At 62.9% G+C, this 18,778-nt stretch carries 17 protein-coding genes; all 17 read right to left on the reverse strand.

Translation table 11 applies throughout. From position 1 onward, the window contains the following. Positions 1-660 carry a 50S ribosomal protein L3 gene (gene rplC, locus K323_RS0100215; protein WP_022883282.1) on the reverse strand — a complete coding sequence of 220 codons (660 nt, stop codon included), beginning with the start codon at positions 658-660 and terminating at the stop codon, positions 1-3. Positions 661-668: 8 nt separating this feature from the next. After that, a complete protein-coding gene (rpsJ, locus tag K323_RS0100220; RefSeq protein ID WP_005050520.1) occupies positions 669-977 on the reverse strand; it encodes a 30S ribosomal protein S10 in 309 nt (102 codons plus the stop codon). 484 nt (positions 978-1,461) lie between these two features. Beyond that, positions 1,462-1,980, reverse strand: coding sequence for a hypothetical protein (locus tag K323_RS29665; RefSeq protein WP_157509298.1), 519 nt, complete (start codon positions 1,978-1,980; stop codon positions 1,462-1,464). Between the two features lie 704 nt (positions 1,981-2,684). After that, complete coding sequence (locus K323_RS0100235) at positions 2,685-2,894, reverse strand: Rv0909 family putative TA system antitoxin (RefSeq protein ID WP_022883285.1); 210 nt, start codon at positions 2,892-2,894, stop codon at positions 2,685-2,687. A gap of 182 nt (positions 2,895-3,076) precedes the next feature. Next, entirely contained in the window at positions 3,077-4,270 is a 1,194-nt protein-coding gene (gene tuf, locus K323_RS0100240; protein ID WP_022883286.1) for an elongation factor Tu, read from the reverse strand. 130 nt (positions 4,271-4,400) lie between these two features. Further along, entirely contained in the window at positions 4,401-6,515 is a 2,115-nt protein-coding gene (gene fusA, locus K323_RS0100245) for an elongation factor G (protein WP_022883287.1), read from the reverse strand. A gap of 102 nt (positions 6,516-6,617) precedes the next feature. Continuing rightward, entirely contained in the window at positions 6,618-7,088 is a 471-nt protein-coding gene (rpsG, locus tag K323_RS0100250; protein WP_022883288.1) for a 30S ribosomal protein S7, read from the reverse strand. After that, a complete protein-coding gene (gene rpsL / locus K323_RS0100255) occupies positions 7,088-7,462 on the reverse strand; it encodes a 30S ribosomal protein S12 (RefSeq protein WP_022883289.1) in 375 nt (124 codons plus the stop codon). Before rpsL ends, rpsG begins: the two co-directional genes overlap by 1 nt. A 394-nt stretch (positions 7,463-7,856) precedes the next feature. Beyond that, the gene (locus K323_RS0100260; protein ID WP_022883290.1) at positions 7,857-8,492 is read right to left on the reverse strand and encodes a hypothetical protein; all 636 of its coding nucleotides are present in this window, start codon (positions 8,490-8,492) and stop codon (positions 7,857-7,859) included. Between the two features lie 127 nt (positions 8,493-8,619). Beyond that, the gene (locus tag K323_RS0100265; protein ID WP_245570879.1) at positions 8,620-8,949 is read right to left on the reverse strand and encodes a WXG100 family type VII secretion target; all 330 of its coding nucleotides are present in this window, start codon (positions 8,947-8,949) and stop codon (positions 8,620-8,622) included. Positions 8,950-8,984: 35 nt separating this feature from the next. Further along, positions 8,985-9,650 carry a hypothetical protein gene (locus K323_RS0100270; protein WP_022883292.1) on the reverse strand — a complete coding sequence of 222 codons (666 nt, stop codon included), beginning with the start codon at positions 9,648-9,650 and terminating at the stop codon, positions 8,985-8,987. Beyond that, positions 9,647-10,207 (reverse strand): hypothetical protein, encoded by a 561-nt coding sequence (locus tag K323_RS0100275; RefSeq protein WP_022883293.1) that lies wholly within the window; start codon positions 10,205-10,207, stop codon positions 9,647-9,649. Before K323_RS0100275 ends, K323_RS0100270 begins: the two co-directional genes overlap by 4 nt. Positions 10,208-10,270: 63 nt before the next feature. Continuing rightward, a complete protein-coding gene (locus K323_RS0100280) occupies positions 10,271-11,611 on the reverse strand; it encodes a hypothetical protein (RefSeq protein WP_157509299.1) in 1,341 nt (446 codons plus the stop codon). Positions 11,612-11,620: 9 nt separating this feature from the next. Then, complete coding sequence (locus K323_RS0100285; RefSeq protein WP_022883295.1) at positions 11,621-11,953, reverse strand: hypothetical protein; 333 nt, start codon at positions 11,951-11,953, stop codon at positions 11,621-11,623. An 83-nt stretch (positions 11,954-12,036) separates the two neighbouring features. Then, positions 12,037-12,954: a hypothetical protein gene (locus tag K323_RS0100290; protein WP_022883296.1), complete on the reverse strand. Its 918-nt coding sequence runs from the start codon at positions 12,952-12,954 to the stop codon at positions 12,037-12,039. Further along, positions 12,951-17,531 (reverse strand): type VII secretion EssC family protein, encoded by a 4,581-nt coding sequence (locus tag K323_RS23380; RefSeq protein ID WP_022883297.1) that lies wholly within the window; start codon positions 17,529-17,531, stop codon positions 12,951-12,953. The genes K323_RS0100290 and K323_RS23380 overlap by 4 nt, the downstream gene beginning before the upstream one ends. Continuing rightward, the gene (locus K323_RS28605) at positions 17,528-18,739 is read right to left on the reverse strand and encodes an RDD family protein (RefSeq protein WP_022883298.1); all 1,212 of its coding nucleotides are present in this window, start codon (positions 18,737-18,739) and stop codon (positions 17,528-17,530) included. Before K323_RS28605 ends, K323_RS23380 begins: the two co-directional genes overlap by 4 nt. Between the last annotated feature and the right edge of the window lie 39 nt (positions 18,740-18,778).

The raw sequence follows: 18,778 nt of genomic DNA on the forward strand, positions 1-18,778 counted from the left end.
CTACGCCCCCTTCACTGCGTTGCGGACGAATACGAGGCGGCCCTTGGCGCCTGGGACGGCACCCTTGACCAGCAGAAGGCCCTTCTCGGCGTCAACCGAGTGCACCTTGAGGTTCAGCACGGTGACGCGCTCTCCACCCATACGACCCGCCATGCGCATGCCTTTGAAGACACGGCTCGGGGTCGAGGAAGCACCGATGGAACCGGGCTTGCGGTGGTTGCGGTGGGCACCGTGGGAAGCTGAGACACCCTTGAAGTTGTGGCGCTTCATGACGCCGGCGAAGCCCTTGCCCTTGCTGGTGCCCATGACATCCACCTTGGTACCGGCTTCGAACACACCGTCAACGGTGAGTTCCTGGCCCAGGGTGTAGTCAGCGGCATCCGCGGTGCGGAGTTCGGTGAGGTGACGGCGCGGCGTGACGCCGGCCTTCTCGAAGTGACCGGATGAAGGCTTGTTCACCTTGCGGGGGTCGATGGCGCCGGCAGCGATCTGAACGGCGTTGTAGCCGTCGACATCTGTGGAGCGGATCTGGGTCACGACGTTCGGCGCGATTTCGATGACGGTCACGGGAACGAGCTGGTTGTTCTCGTCCCAGACCTGGGTCATGCCGAGCTTGGTGCCGAGCAGACCCTTCGTGGTCTTGGTAGCGGAGTAAGACATGGGTTCCCTTAGAGCTTGATCTCGATGTTGACGTCGGCCGGCAGGTCGAGACGCATGAGCGAGTCGACGGCCTTCGGCGTCGGGTCAATGATGTCGATCAGACGCTTGTGGGTGCGCATTTCGAAGTGCTCCCGGCTGTCCTTGTACTTGTGAGGCGAACGGATGACACACACCACGTTCTTCTCGGTCGGAAGCGGCACGGGGCCGACGACGGTTGCACCCGCACGGGTGACTGTGTCGACGATCTTGCGCGCCGAGGTGTCGATGACCTCGTGGTCATACGACTTAAGTCGAATGCGGATCTTCTGTCCCGCCATGTCGGACTCTCTCTCTGTCAAGGCGTCGTACCTCCCCCGTCTCTGTGTGTCGAGGGCGGCATTGGACGCCGTAGTAGCACTACTGCTGTTGCACCACTGTTCTTCTGTCAATTTCGGCCCACACAGGAAACCCCGTGCCGACCGGATGCCAACCCGCTTGAAGACATGGATTTACCAGGAATTCCAGTGGGTTGATTTAAGCTTCATTCTGCTGCCCGCGGCCTAACCCTGACTCCGTGAAGGAGCGGCTATGCACTGCCTGGCAGTGATCCCGACCTGCGCTTGGCGCGACGGTCGAAAGTGTTGAACTAGAAGAGTCTGCCACAGGTTTGGCCATTTATGCAACCCGGGCGTGTCGCGCCCGCGTGTCGGCCTTCCTGCTCGCCCTCACTGCCCCGCCCCGACCCACTCTAAGTCCGCGAAAGTGACCTTTCCGGTCGAGAGCGCCCGTTCCGCCGGTCACTCTCGACCGGAAAGGTCACTTTCACCGGACGATGGGGAGTCCCACGCCCAGGAGTATCTTCTGGAGTCGCGCGGGGTCCCCGATGTCGCGCGGTTCCCATCGCGCGAAGGCATTCCCTTCAGCGCGCAGATGATCTTCCCTGACCTTCTCCTCGTGCATGGCCTCGCCGGGCGTCTTCCGACCGAGATATTCTTCCTTGAAATATTTCCCCAGCCCATCGAACTCACCGATGGTGTGAAACTCCGGCCATTCCAGGTCCGTGTAGTACGAACCCCCGCGAGGGTTGACATGGCGCCGCTGCAGCTCCGGCGGAGGGAACCCGAGCTCGAAAGCCACCACACGGCTCTTCGATTCGCCAGGATTGTCGGCCAAACCATTGGCAAACATGATCGCTTTGCTTGCCTGCCTCCGACCGCGCGTCGTACGGAGCCGGTCATGAACGTCGAGCAATTGCTCGCGGGTGGCACGATTTTGCTCTGTACTCCGCTCCAGATTGAACGAGCGATCGATGGCGGCGACGCTGATGCTGAGTGTTTGCACCCTCGCCAGGTCGACTAGTGTGCGCTGCGGACTCGTTACCATGATGCCATCGACTTCGACTACCTCGTCGAACTCGAGTTGCTCCCGATGAACCATGACCCCGTTCTTGCTTCGAGCGTTCGATGCCGACGGGACGATTAGATGCACGACTCCAGGCCACGCCTCCATGCGCGGGTAACCCAGCATTACTGCGGCAGAGTCATATCCGACGACCGGCACCCTGTGTCGAGTTCTCACAGCCGCCATGACACGCGCCTGGTATCGCTCACTGGCGGTGAGGGCTTCCCATCTCCCCGCGTCAGCGTAGACACCTCGCCGAATGCGTCGGCGGAGCCCGGCATCTCTTTCTCTCCTCAGCGGGCGATCGTCCTGATCGACCCCGACAAAGTCCTTGACCAGCACGAGACCGGTCTTGGCTTCAACTTTGCTGTGCCTCATGAAGATCAGGATGGTATACCGGCCGCACGGAAATCGGTGAGGGTTGCATATCGGTGGACAACTCGCCCAGTACGGACCCTGTGGGGGACACCACGTTCTGCGAGAGTGACCTTTCCGGTCGAGAGTGCCCGGCGGAACGGTCACTCTCGACCGGAAAGGTCACTTTGAGAGAACCTACACGGGCCGTAGCGCAATGAACGCCGCTGCGCGGGCCCAATTCGACCCGCGCAGCGGCGTTCATCTAGCGCGGCGCAAGCCGCGGATGGCTACTGGTTGCCGACGTTCTTGTCCGCAGTGTCGCGGGCGCCGTCGATCTGACCCTCGAACTTGCCACCGGTGACCTTATTGGCAGTATCGGCGACCCCGTCAAGAAGCTTGTCACTGATGTCTTCGGCCTGCTCGCTCTTCAGCGCGTCCTGAACTTTACTGTCGCCCAGGAAGTCCTGAGCCTTCTTGGTGATGTCGTCTAGCCCCACGATGATCTCCTTGCCGGCCGCTCGATGCGGCCATGGCTCTAAACCTACGGCCGCCAGGAGGAGGGCGCAATGGGTATGGGCAGCACTCAGGCGCGACGCCGTCGCAGAGGACGACAAAGGGGCCGGACCCGAAGGCCCGACCCCTTTGTCTCAGCAGGCTCGCACGCGAGCCTGCTGAGGTATTACTTGACGACCTTGGTCACCGTTCCGGCGCCGACGGTGCGGCCACCCTCACGGATCGCGAAGCCGAGTCCCTCTTCCATGGCGATCGGCTGGATCAGCGCGACCTTCATCTCGGTAGTGTCGCCGGGCATGACCATCTCGGTGCCTTCAGGCAGCGTGATGACGCCGGTGACGTCCGTGGTGCGGAAGTAGAACTGCGGACGGTAGTTCGCGTAGAACGGGTTGTGACGGCCACCCTCATCCTTGGACAGGATGTAGGCGGTGCCCTCGAAGTCGGTGTGCGGCGTAACCGAACCCGGCTTCACGACGACCTGGCCGCGCTCGACGTCTTCGCGCTTGGTGCCACGAAGGAGCAGACCACAGTTCTCGCCGGCCCACGCCTCGTCGAGCTGCTTGTGGAACATCTCGATACCGGTGACCGTGGTCTTCTGCGTCGGGCGGATGCCGACGATCTCAACCTCGGAGTTGATCTTGAGGGTTCCACGCTCGGCGCGGCCAGTGACGACGGTTCCACGACCGGTGATCGTGAAGACATCCTCAACGGGCATCAGGAAGGGCTTGTCCTTGTCTCGGACAGGGTCGGGGATGAAGTCATCGACGGCCTGCATGAGCTCGAGGATGCTGTTGACCCACTTCTCGTCGCCTTCAAGCGCCTTGAGACCCGAGACCTGAATAACAGGAGCGTTGTCGCCGTCGAAGTTCTGGCTGGAGAGCAACTCGCGAACCTCGAGCTCGACGAGCTCAAGGATCTCTTCGTCGTCGACCATGTCCGCCTTGTTCAGCGCAACCAGGATCGACGGAACGCCGATCTGACGGGCGAGCAGAACGTGCTCACGGGTCTGAGCCATCGGGCCGTCTGTGGCGGCGACCACGAGGATCGCGCCGTCCATCTGCGCTGCACCGGTGATCATGTTCTTGATGTAGTCAGCGTGACCCGGGGCATCGACGTGCGCGTAGTGACGCTTGGGCGTCTCGTACTCGACGTGCGAGATGTTGATCGTGATACCGCGCTGGCGCTCTTCTGGAGCGGAGTCGATCGTCGCGAAGTCGCGCTGAACGTTGGTTGCGGACGGGTACTTATCGGCCAGGACCTTGGAGATCGCTGCAGTCAGCGTGGTCTTTCCGTGGTCAACGTGACCGATCGTTCCGATGTTTACGTGCGGCTTAGTCCGCTCGAACTTGGCCTTGGCCACTGTGGGTCCTCCTCAGGACTCTCGTGCAGATTCACGAGCCACTGGTTTGCGGGCGTGAAATGCGCTGGATTTGTGTATTTATGTTACTCGGGCCGGGCGGCCTAAGCGATTTGGCCCGAAAGCCGCCGGGCTATTCGCCCTTGTTCTTCTGGATGATCTCCTCGGCGACTGCCTTGGGGACCTCCGCGTAACTCTCGAAGCTCATCGAGTACACCGCGCGACCGGAGGTCTTCGACCTCAGGTCACCGATGTATCCGAACATCTCCGACAGGGGAACGTGCGCGCGAATCACCTTCACGCCGCTGGCGTCCTCCATGGTCTGGATCTGGCCACGCCGCGAGTTGAGGTCGCCGATGACGTCACCCATGTATTCCTCAGGGGTACGCACCTCGACGGCCATCAACGGCTCGAGCAGAACCGGGTCCGCCTTCCGAGCGGCTTCCTTGAAAGCCATCGAACCGGCGATCTTGAACGCCATCTCCGAGGAGTCGACGTCGTGGGCGGCGCCGTCGAGCAAGCTCGCCTTGACGCCGACCATAGGGTACCCGGCAAGCACACCGACCTGCAGGGCATCCTGGATGCCCGCGTCGACCGAAGGGATGTATTCCCTCGGAACGCGGCCACCAGTGACCTTGTTGACGAACTCGTAGCTCTTGTCCGCGGTGATCTCCATCGGCTCGATGGCGATCTGGATCTTCGCGAACTGGCCGGATCCACCGGTCTGCTTCTTGTGCGTGAAATCGTGCTTCGCGACCGCGCGCTTGATCGTCTCGCGGTAGGCGACCTGGGGCTTGCCCACGTTGGCCTCGACGTTGAACTCGCGCTTCATCCGGTCGACAAGGATGTCAAGGTGAAGTTCACCCATGCCCTTGATGACCGTCTGGCCGGTCTCCTGGATCTGCTCCGTGCGGAATGTCGGGTCTTCTTCGGCGAGCTTCTGAATCGCCAGGCCGAGCTTCTCCTGGTCTGCCTTGGTCTTCGGCTCGATAGCGACCTCGATGACGGGCTCTGGGAACGTCATGGATTCGAGCACCACCTGAGCGTTCGGGTCAGACAGGGTGTCACCTGTCGTGGTGTCCTTCAGCCCGATGACCGCATAGATGTTGCCGGCGGTCACCGAGTCGACCGGGTTTTCCTTGTTGGCGTGCATCTGGAAGATCTTGCCGATGCGCTCCTTCTTGCCCTTGGTCGAGTTGACGACCTGGGCACCGCTGTCGAGGCGGCCGGAGTAAACCCGGATGTACGTGAGGCGACCGAAGAACGGGTGCACGGCGACCTTGAACGCGAGCGCGGCGAACGGCTCGGTCGAGTCGGCGTGACGTAGCACGACCTTCTCCTCGTCGCGGGCGTCGTGGGCCTCGATGGCCGGGACGTCGAGCGGTGAGGGCAGGTAGGCGATGACAGCATCCAGCATCGGCTGCACGCCGCGGTTCTTGAATGCAGAACCGCACAGTACCGGGTAGATGTCGCTGTTGACCGTCAGTTTGCGGATGGCACCCTTGATCTCTGCCACCGTCAGCTCTTCGCCGCCGAAGTACTTCTCGAGAAGCGCGTCGTCGGTCTCAGCAACAGTTTCGAGAAGGGCATGGCGGTACTCCGCCGCCTTCTCTACGAGGTCGGCCGGAATCTCCTCGATGGCGTACTTGGCGCCCATCGCGACGTCACCCTTCGAGTCGCCACGCCAGGTGAGCGCGCGCATCTCGACGAGGTCGACAACGCCTTCGAAGTTCGATTCTGCGCCGATCGGCAGCTGGAGAACCAGTGGCTTGGCGCCGAGGCGCTTGATGATGGTGTCGACGGTGAAGTAGAAGTCGGCGCCGAGCTTGTCCATCTTGTTGACGAAACAGATGCGCGGAACGTCGTACTTGTCGGCCTGGCGCCAGACGGTCTCGGACTGCGGCTCAACGCCCTCCTTGCCGTCGAAGACGGCAACGGCACCGTCGAGGACGCGGAGCGAACGCTCCACCTCTACGGTGAAGTCGACGTGGCCGGGCGTGTCGATGATGTTGATCTGGTTGTTGTCCCAGAAGCAGGTCACGGCGGCAGACGTGATCGTGATGCCGCGCTCTTTCTCCTGCTCCATCCAGTCGGTCGTCGAAGCGCCGTCGTGGGTCTCACCGATCTTGTGATTCACACCCGTGTAGAACAGAATGCGCTCAGTCGTGGTGGTCTTTCCGGCATCGATGTGAGCCATGATGCCGATGTTGCGGACCTTGTTCAGGTCGGTGAGCACGTCTTGTGCCACGGATTTCCTCCGGAAGTTGTCAATGTGGACTGGCGGAACAGCTTGACCGTTGGTCGGGCTCGTCGCGAAGAGGTCTCGACGAGCCCGACCAACGACAGCCGATTACCAGCGGTAGTGCGCGAAGGCCTTGTTCGACTCGGCCATCTTGTGGGTGTCTTCTCGGCGCTTCACTGCGGCGCCGAGGCCGTTGGACGCGTCGAGGATCTCGTTGGTGAGGCGCTCGGTCATGGTCTTCTCGCGACGCGCCTTGGCGTAGCTGGTCAACCAACGGAGGGCCAGCGTGTTTGCGCGGTGCGGCTTGACTTCAACCGGGACCTGGTAGGTGGAACCACCGACGCGACGCGAACGAACCTCGAGGGTGGGGCGCACGTTGTCGAGCGCCTTCTTCAGAGTGACGACGGCATCCGCACCATTCTTGGACGAAACGCCCTCGAGTGCGTCATAGACGATGCGCTCAGCAAGACCCTTCTTGCCGTCGAGGAGAATCTTGTTGACGAGCTGGCTGACGATGGGAGCCCCGTATACCGGGTCAGCGACAACGGGACGCTTGGGAGCTGGTCCTTTGCGAGGCATTACTTCTTCTCCATCTTCGCGCCGTACTTGCTTCGACCTTGCTTGCGACTCTTGACGGCCTGGGTGTCCAGAGCGCCGCGAACGATCTTGTAGCGAACACCGGGGAGGTCCTTGACACGACCGCCACGGATGAGCACCATCGAGTGCTCCTGCAGGTTGTGTCCCTCGCCGGGGATGTACGCGGTGACCTCTGTACCGTTCGACAGCTTGACGCGGGCGACCTTGCGGAGAGCCGAGTTCGGCTTCTTCGGGGTGGTGGTGTACACCCGGGTGCACACGCCGCGCTGCTGCGGGTTGGCCTTCAGAGCGGGAGCCTTGGTCTTGGTGACCTTGGGGCTGCGGCCCTTCCTGACCAACTGTTGAATGGTTGGCACTAAATACTCCTTGTTATTGCTGCACGGTGACAGCGGTTGTGATGGTTAGCATTCGATCTCCGCCTGAGCGGTTTCCGAGTTCATCTGGACCCACCGGCTTAGATTCTTTCCGCAGAATATCTTCTGCGGAGTTTCCTCCGGGTGTGATGGTGGGTATGCCGTGGGGGCTGCTCGGAGAACAAACCCTTGCCTGTATGGTGTGTCGGAGTGCCTGGTGCTTCCGGATGACGGGCATCATGAAGGCATGATTCAGGCGCACGACAAAGCGCACACCGGAAAATACTAACTCCCAGCGGCTCTGCAGTCAACTGGGCAGCATCCGACTGTGCCGTTGAGACGCTCAGAGCGGACGCGCCGGCAGATACCTGTGTTGATGCCGGTCAGCGGATGCCTGTCAGCGAATGTCCAAGGATCGTTCCAGGTCGGCGAGCAGTGCCTGCACCTGCGGCTCCACGAACTCGGCTATCCCGGCATTGATCCGACCGCGGTGCTCTGCGAGCGCCACGCAGACGCGAGTGCCCATCTGCTTCGCGTAGTCGTCGGCCAGTGACAGCTCTGCCCGGATGGCCGCCTTCTCCTGCGGGCCAAGGGGTGGGGGCGGAGGCGGCATCTCGTCAGGGCTCTCCGACTGCGCCAGCTCGGAGAAGGTGAAGAGGTACGGCGCCTCTTCGGCCGCAGGCGGGTCGAGGTCGAGCCCCTTGAACTCCGGATCGAGACCCTCGGCCGGGCGGTATGCGGTGTTCGCCTTGCGTTCCTCGTTCAGTCGCAGCTCCCGGCTGAGTGCGGGCAGGTTGAGTTCGGTGTACTCGTCGACGAAGGCATCTATTACCAGCTTCATCCGCATCGCCATCGCGTGCTGCACTGCGTGCGGCACATCGGTGACCAAGCCTGCGGCCGCGATCACAGGCGAACCGAAGCACTGTCGGCAGAGACGGCTGCGACCACGATGGGTTCCTGGGCGCCAGCGTGGCAGCCAGCGCAGCCAGTTGTCGACCTCCGCGCTGACACGCGACTCGATGGACCCGTCCATGTGGCCAAGGATACCGCTCCCCGCCCGGTGGCGCAGCGGGCATCAGGGGGGACCAAGCCGAAAAACGCGAGAGGAGAAGGGCCAGGCCCTTCTCCTCTCGCGTCTCACGACTGAGTGGAAGACTCGGTCAGGCGAGATCCTGATCCAACTGCTGGATCTTCTGCATCATGCCCTTCAGCGCTTCGCCCATGTCGCCGATGCCATCAACGGCTGACTTCAGACCGGTCGTCAGTTCGTTGTAGCCGTCGCCGAACTTGCCAGACGCGTGCTGAGTCTTGAAGTCGTTGCCCAGAAGAGTCTCGACCTGCGTCTTCAAGGTATCGAGCTGTGTCTGAATGTCCTCGCGAGCGTCGGACAGCTTGCCAGCCATCGATTCCATCTCACCGTATGATGCGCCAAAATCTGCCATGGTTATGACCTTCCTCGTTACCGATTTTTGGTCCGAAAGCTGGACCATGTGACTGCTACGCTACCGAGCATCCTGCGACGGGCTCAATGGGCAGGAGTACCCATCTCGCCTGAGGAGTCAGGAGCGACCCAGGCAAAGGTGGCGACCATCGCATCGGAGAGCGCCACACAATGCTGGAGCACCTCATCCTCAAGTGGCTCGTGTGCGGAGTGGGTGATGGTCGACGTCAACAGGACTGCACGCCTTCGCCCGGAGTCTGGCACCGCGATCACGTAGTTGACCATGAGCGATGCAGTCCCCGCGAGATCGTCGGTGCCGCGCGTCGCCTTGGTCCACCTCACCGTCGACTTCAGCGTGTCGAAGAATTCCCCACCCTTCGTGCGGAACAGATTCGCGACGTACGGATCGAGCGATCCACCGTTGTCTCCCCTCACAACGGAGGCCACCATCGACATCGGGACAAGCGCCTCTTCTGCGACATTCGTCGGCAGGTACACGATCACGCTCCCTGCCGCCTGCATCCTTTTGAACGAGCGATGAAGCTGCGAAGAGAGCTGCGCGTCCAGGTCTGGACGGCCGAGTGGACGCATCCGCTCGCTCGCCCTGCGCGCCAGCGCTTCCGCGGTCTCATTCGTCACGGCATACTCCTCCCACCCTCGGGGCAGCAGCATGCGAAACGGCGGAATCTCCGGCAGTCCCGTCATCAGCGTGCGGAGGGATGGCTTCTGGTCTTCGACCGGCCGGCTCACGAGACCACCTCGATCCCCTCAACGAATTCGTCGAAATGTGGCCGACCAAGCGCGATGGCGTCCAGATCGGGTGTCGTCACGGTCACCATGACGTGACAGCCGGCACTGACGAACGAATAGCAGGCGATGCCGACGAGCTGTTCGTCCCCACCCGCGATGGCGACGCCGTGGACGAGGACGCCTTCGCCGAGGTGGGAAGCCGTCACGTCGACGACCTGCCTGGGCAGGGCCGTTTCGTCGAGGGGGATGAGATCGAGCGCGGCCAGGCGCCCGAAGCCGTCTGCGGGCGCCAGCACCACTTCGATGACAGCCGTCGCGGGCAGCCCCCGCGGGCAGTACAAGAAACCAGCCGACACGTCTGTCGTGAACAAAGTGGACTGTTCCAGGACCGTGGCGGCGAGTTCGTCTGAGAATTGCGGGTCTGCCCACCCGTCCGCACGATTGAACCGGTCGATGGCGCTGCGCGCCCATTTCGAGGCTTCATCGTCGCCCGTGTCGCCGTCCGGAAATGGAACGTGCAAGAACCATTGCTCGTTGTACTCGATGTCGAGTTTCATCGCACACTCCCGCCCTGTTGTTCGCCCCGGACGGATCCGGTCGCGACGCGCACGTCGTCCAGCCTAGGACCCCCACCCGCTGATTATCCGGTCGCGGGCGAATCCTCCGCCGGGCTTCACCACACTGTCGATGATGTTGACGACGTCGACGTTGCCCACGCTCTGGCCATTGTCGATGATGTCCTGCACGATCCTGCCCCCACCGCTGTCTGCCAGCAGGGAGGTCACCCTGTTCCTGGCCACGTTCGAACCGGCGTTATAGCCGTCTGCCACGTTTCGGGCGAACACGCTCTCGTGGCCGATCAGCAGCCGCTCTCGGATGGTGCTGGAATTCCGCGCATTTCCCATCGCCGCGAAGCGTGCCCTGACCTGAGCCGTACCGTTGCGGTTGAGGTTGCCACTTCCGTTGATGACCCGAACGGTTCGCCCGTCAGCAGCCACTCCTCGAAGCGCTCGCACCTGCCGAATATTGGTCAGACCACTCATCTCGGTCAGAACGTCGCGCCCGCCGCGACCCGCCGCGGCAAGTCTGGCACCGGGTGCCGCCTTCGCGATGCCCTTGAATGCACCAGCGATCTTGCCGAACGGCAATATGCCGACGGCCGCTATGGCGATATCCCACCCGTTTCCCCGCCCGGCCGCTACCTTCCAGATCGTGAGCCCGAGGGCGATCACACCGACGACGACCGCGAGGATGGCAATGAGGGGGCCGCCGATAATGATTGCGGCCACCGCAAGTATCACTCCCGCGTACGACAGGATGGTCAGGATCACATCGATGGCGGGGAGTGCGTTGTCCCAGAAGCTGTCCTCGACCCCATCGTCGTTCGCTTCCTTCAGCCCGGATCGCGCCGACTCGTAGGCCGCCGCCCAGGATTCGTACGGGGTGTCGTACTTGCCGGCTTCCAACTCCCAATTGTCGTACGCCGTGTTTTTCGCCGTCCTCTTGGTTTCGATGTCGGTTTGCCGTTGCTCCGCAGTCAGTTCGCCCGGTACCGGTTCGGCGTCGGGTTGGTCGTCGGGGATCGGTACGCCAACGGCATCCCAGTACTCACCGGCCTTCGTGTCGTAGATCGCCCAGAGCCGTTCGGCTTCGGGAACGATCAGGTTGATGCTGGTCTGAGAATCCCCGAGGACGTTACCGTACTCGGCGAGAACTTTGCCGCTCGGCTGATAGCGCTCCCCCGCCTTCTTGAGATCCGTCGAGGCGTCACCGACGCTGTCCTTGATGGACTCCAGGCTCTTGCCTCTGGTCTCGGCACCGTCTTTGATCAGCGACAGGACGCCGGCCGCCTCTTTCATCTGAATGCCGAGACTCTCGATCGCCGCTCCGCGGGTGGCGATGATCTCGGCCTCGCCGGAGATCTTCCTGATCTCGTACTTGCCTACAGGTGTCTTGTCCATGCTCATCCCCTACTGCGCAGTCTGAGCTGCAGCGGCGTCGCCCTTGTCGAGCTCCATCGATTTGGCCGCCTCGAGGTCGAAGTCGCTCCACGCCGTGCCGGTCTCTTCAACGTGCTTCTGAATCTCCTCGAGGTGACCTTTCAGCGTCTCTCGTTTGTCGTCCCATGCCCCCTCGAACCTGTCGACCTCTTCACGCAGCTCGTTCTTGTCGAACGGCGAGCCGATGGCGCCCTCGAGCGCATTCGCACGACTGCCGGCATCGCCGAACTCCTCAATGATGTTCTTGAGCGATACATTCAGTTCGCCCAGCAGCTCCATCGGAATCTTGATGTCGTCGCCCACGTGGTTCTCCTCGTCGTGCACGTCATGGTCGTGCGGTCGTTATAAAGATTATGGCCATGCGGTAGCAGTCACCATGGGGACTGCTACCCATCATGGGGGCGCGACGGAACGAAGTCCGGTTCTGCCGTGGCTTCGAGCTCCCAGCTGAAGGCCGACATCGCCCGTGCGCTTTCCGCCGCCCTCGCCGACAACGACCCACTCGCTCGCGCCGCTGCAATTCCGTCACGCCAACGCCTGTCAACCTCACTCACCGTCGTGTCCTGCTTGGCGACCAGGGCATCCAGCTCGGACGCCGCGTAGCGTTTGCGTGGCTCAATGGCCGCAAAGTATTCGGCATCGGGATCCGGCGGGGGGCCGGACATGCGCGATGAGGGCAGCGTGCGACGTGCCCGTGCCACGGCTCCGATGCAGAGCGCGGCCACGGCGAGGACATTGGTGAACAGCCACGCCTGCCACAAACCGGCACCGATCTCCGACCGGTCTTCTGCGGTGCGTAGGAGGCTCACGACAAGTCCGACGACGACCATGACCGCCCCCGCCAGGTGCAGTTGCCACGCCTGCTTCCGGGTCTCGGGCGACCCCCACCCGGGAATCAAGGCGCCGAGGAGCGACATGACGGCCGCGACGCCCGCGCCGACCAGACTGACAGTCATCGTCAGCGACCGCTCCACCTCGAAGGTTCCCTTCGGTGGGAGGACGGCGCAACCCGCAACGAGGGAAGCGACAACGACAACGGTCAGAACGGTATAGCCGAGTACCGTCCTTCCGTCGACGCCCCGAGTCTCCTGTCTCGCGTCCTGGCGCGCGGCATCCCGCTCGTGATCGCGTTCCAGCCGCTTCCTTGCCGACTGGGTGGAGCGGATGAATCGATCCAGGATCGGAGTGAGTGCCTGCTCGCTGCCCGGCGAGGCCGCCAGCGCCGAACGGGCAATACCGTGCAACAGCTTCAGGTCCTTTGCACTACCGACCAGGAGGAATGGCCGATGGCGTTTCCGACTCATGTTGCCTCCCCCTGGCCCTCTGCGCCGACAGCGGCCGGAATCGGTGAGCTTGGAGTTCGCACCGTAGTCTCCGGGGCGTCCACCAGTGGCATTTGGAGCGTGACCAGACGGCCGTTTTGCACGAAAATCCCTCGGCCGACGGGAAAGTCGCTGCGCTTCACGCGGGGGAACGGCACCTTGTACAGGGCGTCTCCATCGTAGGAATCCGGCTTGAGCGCGATGCCGCGACGCCCGGCCTTGAAATCACCGATGAACCCGAATCCACTCGAGAGGGTGGAGATGTCTGCGTCGCCGATCAGGAAGTGATCGCTTCGGTTGATCGCCTGGAACATCTCCTTCATTGAACGCTCAGCATCACTGTCGGCGAACTGGGTAACCCCTTCGACGACGATGAGGATACGACCACCGATCGACTCGTCGGGGATCACCTCGACGAGCTCCTTGGCCAGCGCCTTGGCATCCTCAATCGTTGTTGCGCTGCGCAACCAGGGCGCAAACTCCTTCAGTTGCGCTCGGCGGCCGGCGAAATGGAACAGTTTGACGTCGGGGTCGAACCGCCGCATCGCGTTCACGATGGTCTTCATCCCGTTGGTCTTGCCGCTCTGCGGTGGTCCGGTGACCGAGAACGTCCCGATCGGCTCGAAGCCGCGAGGCCCGAGGATATCGTCCGCGATGCCCAGAACCGGCTCGCCGTTGACGGCATCTGGCAGCTCGGCCTCGCTGAGCTCAGTGGGAAGCGCGCCGACCTCCGGCACCTCACGTGCACCACGTTCGCGCAGGTCCAGTGCTAATGCCTCGAGGGCCTTGGACTGCTCGGCGACGTTGGGAGTTCCCCCAAGTACTGCGAGCTGAGTCTCAAAGCCGTCCACGATCGCCCGCCCTGGCACGGATCGCTCCGTCAGGATATCCTTTGGCACTCCGAGAATCTGATACGCGGACTCATCGGAGAGGCGCAACACGATCCGCTTGGACACGTTGGCGCTCACGGCGGTCGGCACGACGCCCGACCTGTCTGCGGTCGCAATGGCGTGAACTCCGAGGGGCCGTCCCTCGCCGAGGATGCGCATGAAGATGTTGTAGAACGGTAGGCGAGCTGTCGTCGAATCCCACTCGGTCTTGAACTGCCCAAATCCATCGATCAGGAGAATCACTCGAGGTTCCTGGCTGCCTGTGATCTCCCGATACTCCGTGAGGTTGGACGCATTCACTTCACTGAAGGTCTTTCCGCGCCGGTCGAGCAGATCTCCCAATGTGCGTAACAGTCGCTGTACACGTTCGGCATCGTCGCCGGAGATGATCGAACCGACGTGCGGCAATGCTTCGAGAGTACGAAGTGAACCGGAGCCGAAATCGAGACCATAGACCTCACTCTCTCCGAGCTCTGGCCGCATGCCGGCCGCGATCGCGATCGAACGCAGCGCTGTCGACTTGCCGGAACCGCTGGTTCCGTAGATGAGCATCGCTCCGTCACGGTCTGGCAGGAAGTACATGGCCTCCTGCAGCTGGCGTTCCGGAATATCTGCTTTGCCAAGCAGGATCCGCGAGTCCCCCTCTACCGGCAGGTCATTGATGTCAACGGTGGTGTCAAGGTCGTCAAGCCAGGGCCGACGAGGGAGCGGGATGGCAGCCTCGCCCACTGCGCGCACCAGGGTCTTGACGATCCGCTTCTGATCGTTCGGGCCGAGATCCTCATCGTGCGAATCGGATTCTGGCTCTGCCTCTGCCTCCCACAGCAACACCGCACCGAACCGAAGTTCGGCGACGCGCACCTCGGCTGTGACGGGGGCGTCGCTCGTCCACCCTCCGGCATATGCCGACTGGAAGGAAACCAGGCGGCCCGGACCGGTCTTGGCAATGCCACGCCCCGGAATCGACGGATCGAACGTTCCCGCGATGGGGTCACCGACGACATCCTTCGAATCAGACTCGTCGGCCATGCGCAGGGCAACACGAAGGTTCGTATTGGCCCTGAGGTTGTCTTTGATCACCCCGGCCGGGCGCTGCGTTGCCATGATCAGGTGGATGCCGAGTGACCGACCGCGCTGGGCGATGTCCACAACCCCATCGACGAACTCCGGCACTTCGCCGGCCAATGCCGCGAACTCGTCTATCACCAGCACAAGGGCCGGCGGGGTTTCCGGGTCGCGTCGTTTCTCGAGCTCGAGCAGGTCCTTGGCCTTCTTTCGATTGAACAAGTGCTCGCGGTGGTGCAGTTCTGCACGAAGGCTGGTCAGGGCCCTGCGCACCAGATGGGGACTGAGGTCGGTGACCAGGCCAACGCAGTGGGGCAGTTCGACGCAGTCGGCAAAGGCCGAACCGCCCTTGTAGTCGACGAACAGGAATGTCACACGATCCGGGCTGTATTCCGCGGCCATCCCGAGCACCCACGCCTGCAGGAACTCCGACTTGCCAGAGCCGGTCGTGCCTCCGACCAGGGCGTGCGGCCCCTGCGTGCGAAGATCGAGCGCCATCGCATCCGGACTGCCCTGGCCGACGAAGGCTTTCAGGGTTCCGGCACGTTTGAGCCGGCCGAGCTGTACACCAGACCTGTCGATGATGGAGTTGTTCTGCCGCCACCGTTCAATCGCGGTCGACGACGATTCGGCGATGTCGGTACCCACGAGCGTGAGCAGGTTCACGCTGCGCGGGATGTCGCTCGAGTCGGCGGCGACGGAACTCGAGTCGACCACCGGGGCGAGTCGTTTGGCGAACACATGCGCATAGGAGTTGGAGACGCCCTCCACTGCAACATCTGTGTAGTCCTCGCCTGCCCGAACGTAGCCGACGCGGGCGCGGTCAAGGCCGTTCGTGGCATCGATGAACGTGCGGCATGCCGCCGGCAGCGACTCGAGGGTTGGGCCGACGAAGATCGTGTAGATGCCAGCGTCAGGCCCGCGTTCGATCACCTGCGTCAGCCGTGGGCGATCAACGGGCGCATCGCTGGTGACGATGAGCACAAGTGCCATGTCCCCGTCCATCGACTTGCCATCTTGGATGGACTCCCCGACACGCTCGCCAAGCGTCATCGACGATTCGCTGTCCTTCAACGGGCCGAGATGGGTCGGGCTGCCGGAGAGCCGACTGAGAATGACCTCTTCGAGTCCGTTCAGCAACACGGTTCCTGCCGATTGGCTGTCGGCGAGCGACATCTCCGCGAACGGCGACTTCGGGCTCGTCGTGTGCGGGAGCCACTTCATCCACTCGAGTTCATTGGTCCAGGACGGGTCGATGATCGCAGCCGTGATCAGTTCGTTCGGCGCATGCAGGCCGAAGAGTTGCACGCCGATACCCCGCAGGATGTCCGCTGCGTGTTCCTTTGAGCCGGCGATGCCAAGCGCCCCCGCGCTTGACATGAGCTCAACGATCGGAACCTCATCGACCACTTCGTAGTCATCCGTCAGCTTCTTCATGCGGTTCGCGTACTCGGGAATCCCGTTGTCGCTCCTACCGTCAGCAACGGAGTTCCGGCTCTTCGCACGCCCGACTCCCAAGCGCAACAGGAGAAAGTTCCAGTGCTCGGGCCGACGCGTCCACAGCATTCCGCCGAGTCGCATGGATTCTTCGTAAACGGATGCCACGGCAGGGGCTTCCGCGTGCCTGCGTGTTCTCTCGGTCGCGATCTGACTTGCCAGGTCGTCTTCGAGCTCCTCGAACTGTTTCTCGAATGTATCGATTTCGCGCTTGAGCTTCTGGCCCTTTTGTGTGTGTTGCCCGACGAAGTTACCGAGCATCATGAGCGGGCTCATGAACACGAGAAGAAGCGATGCGGGGCGATTCGTCATTGCGAACATCGCAAAACCCAAAAGCATCGGCGCCACGATCATCGGCCACGGGAACAAGCGCGGTTGGGATTCGGTCGGCACCTTCGGATGTGGATACTCTGTGCCCTGGTAACGCACCTCTACGCGTGGCGACCGGTTGAACATGAGCGCCCCACCGCGTTCGAGCACCTCTTCGCCACCCGTTTCGCGGGTGCCGACCGGCGTGATCGTCACTTCGCTGTCCCCGATGACGATGCGCTGACCGGGGATGACGCGAAGACGCTGCACGAGTCCACCGTCGACCATCACCCCGTTCGCGGAGTTCAGGTCGACGATCTCGATGGATGCCCCGACTTCGATGCGTGCGTGCCGCTTCGACACCAGTGGATCGTTCAGCACGATGTCAGCGTCGGCGCCGCGGCCGATGGTGGCATGACCGGCGGGGAGCTGGAACTCTCTGCCGGCGTCCGGTCCGCCGTGCACGGTGAAGATCGCAGCGACCGGCTTCGACTCGATCTCGGCCGAGCCACGGTCACCGGTCGGCCTGGTGAGAGTCGTGACGGATGCGACGAAGCCCGACCCGATCGCGGCCTCGCCGATGAGAACGTCGGGGTTCAACGGAATCATGGTCGCCGAGGTCGGCGGGGCGATAGAGAGCGTCAGGCGCGCGTCCGACGGGCGGGGATGATGCAGCGACATCGGGTCGGTCTCGGCGATGGAACGCGCGATGTCGGCGACCGTTGCCGTCGAATCTGCGGTGACGACGATGTCGACGAGCGCCCCCGATTGCCGTCTGAGGGAGAGCTTGACCTTCATGCGCCGTCTTTCGTCTGTGTGCCGCCAGCGGCGATGGTGAACGTGCGCCCGCCGATCTCGACGATCGCACCCCATTCCAGGTAGGCGGGTTCGCGGGCTGCGAGCTCGCGCGTTCGCCCATCGGGTGTTCGCACGATCGTGCCGTTGGATGAAGCGCGATCGGAGATCCAGAATCCCCTGGCATCAATGCCGAACTCGGCGTGGGTCTTGGATATCTGCCAACTGTCGTCACTGACCGGCAACAGGCGATGCGCCTCTTCGCCGGGTTGTGGTTCGGGGTTGCGACCGAGCAGGCCACGGCCGGCGACGTTCACGCGGGAGTCGTCGTCAAAGACGAGGACGGCGGCATATTCGACCGCACGCGCTGGCGTCGCCGATACCGGCCGAGGTCCCTGGCTGGAGCCGGCACCGGCCGGTGTGATCTGCTCGGCCCCGACAGGCGGCGGCTGCCAGGGTTCCTGACCGTCGTGAGAGGGAGCGGAGATCACACCCGAGCTGGACCTGGCGGCCGGCACGAACGCCGGTTCGGCCAGTCCGGCACCCGTCGCCAGCGACGGAAGTCGCCTCAATTCAACAGTGTCTGGCGCACTCAGCCGTTTACGCGACAGTCGGAGGGCCTTGGCGTCGAACGGGTCGAGGCCGGAGCGAACGTCGATCATCCAGTTCTTGCCGACCTTGTCGAGCCAGCTCCTCCCGCGCTTCTCGCCATCCCATAGCGATGATGCCAGGAACACACCGATGAGCAGGGGCGGGAAGACCAGGAACGCGAAGTAGAACACCAGGGCGCGCAGAACGATCCGCCAGAACCCAGGGCGGGCAAAGGTGGCCGCATTCACCGAACGGATGCCCAGCATCGCCTTTCCGATGGTGATTCCCTTGCGACCGTGCAGGATCAGCTGCACGATCAGGTAGATCGTGGTGAGACCCTGTCCGACGAGGAGCAAGATCAGGCTCAAGCCGACCGCGGCCCCCGAGAGGGCTCCGGCTGGGTCGTCCGGGTCGAAGTTCGCCAGGATCGGCAGGACGGCCAGCATTGTCGGCACGCCGAGCAGCACCAGGATGGCAGCGTCGATGACAAAGGCGAACGAACGCCGGCCGGCCGGTGCCGGCACCAGGCCGAGCGCCGCAGCGTACGCCGGATCAGGGAGCCCGCCCGCGAGGAGGCCGGGAATCGGTTCATCCGTTCGCGCGTCAATGCTGACGCTCACTTAATCTCGCTCACTTGCACTCCCGGTATACCTGGCTCG

Source organism: Glaciibacter superstes DSM 21135 (assembly GCF_000421145.1).
GTDB classification, from domain to species: domain Bacteria; phylum Actinomycetota; class Actinomycetes; order Actinomycetales; family Microbacteriaceae; genus Cryobacterium; species Cryobacterium superstes.

Excerpts from the sequence above, each read along its gene's own strand:
- rplC (WP_022883282.1), bottom strand. The coding sequence starts at position 660 with ATGTCTTACTCCGCTACCAAGACCACGAAGGGTCTGCTCGGCACCAAG.
- rpsJ (WP_005050520.1), bottom strand. The coding sequence starts at position 977 with ATGGCGGGACAGAAGATCCGCATTCGACTTAAGTCGTATGACCACGAG.
- rpsG (WP_022883288.1), bottom strand. The coding sequence starts at position 7,088 with ATGCCTCGCAAAGGACCAGCTCCCAAGCGTCCCGTTGTCGCTGACCCG.
- K323_RS0100260 (WP_022883290.1), bottom strand. The coding sequence starts at position 8,492 with ATGGACGGGTCCATCGAGTCGCGTGTCAGCGCGGAGGTCGACAACTGG.
- K323_RS0100265 (WP_245570879.1), bottom strand. The coding sequence starts at position 8,949 with ATGGTCCAGCTTTCGGACCAAAAATCGGTAACGAGGAAGGTCATAACC.
- K323_RS0100275 (WP_022883293.1), bottom strand. The coding sequence starts at position 10,207 with ATGAAACTCGACATCGAGTACAACGAGCAATGGTTCTTGCACGTTCCA.
- K323_RS0100280 (WP_157509299.1), bottom strand. The coding sequence starts at position 11,611 with ATGGACAAGACACCTGTAGGCAAGTACGAGATCAGGAAGATCTCCGGC.
- K323_RS0100290 (WP_022883296.1), bottom strand. The coding sequence starts at position 12,954 with ATGAGTCGGAAACGCCATCGGCCATTCCTCCTGGTCGGTAGTGCAAAG.
- K323_RS23380 (WP_022883297.1), bottom strand. The coding sequence starts at position 17,531 with ATGAAGGTCAAGCTCTCCCTCAGACGGCAATCGGGGGCGCTCGTCGAC.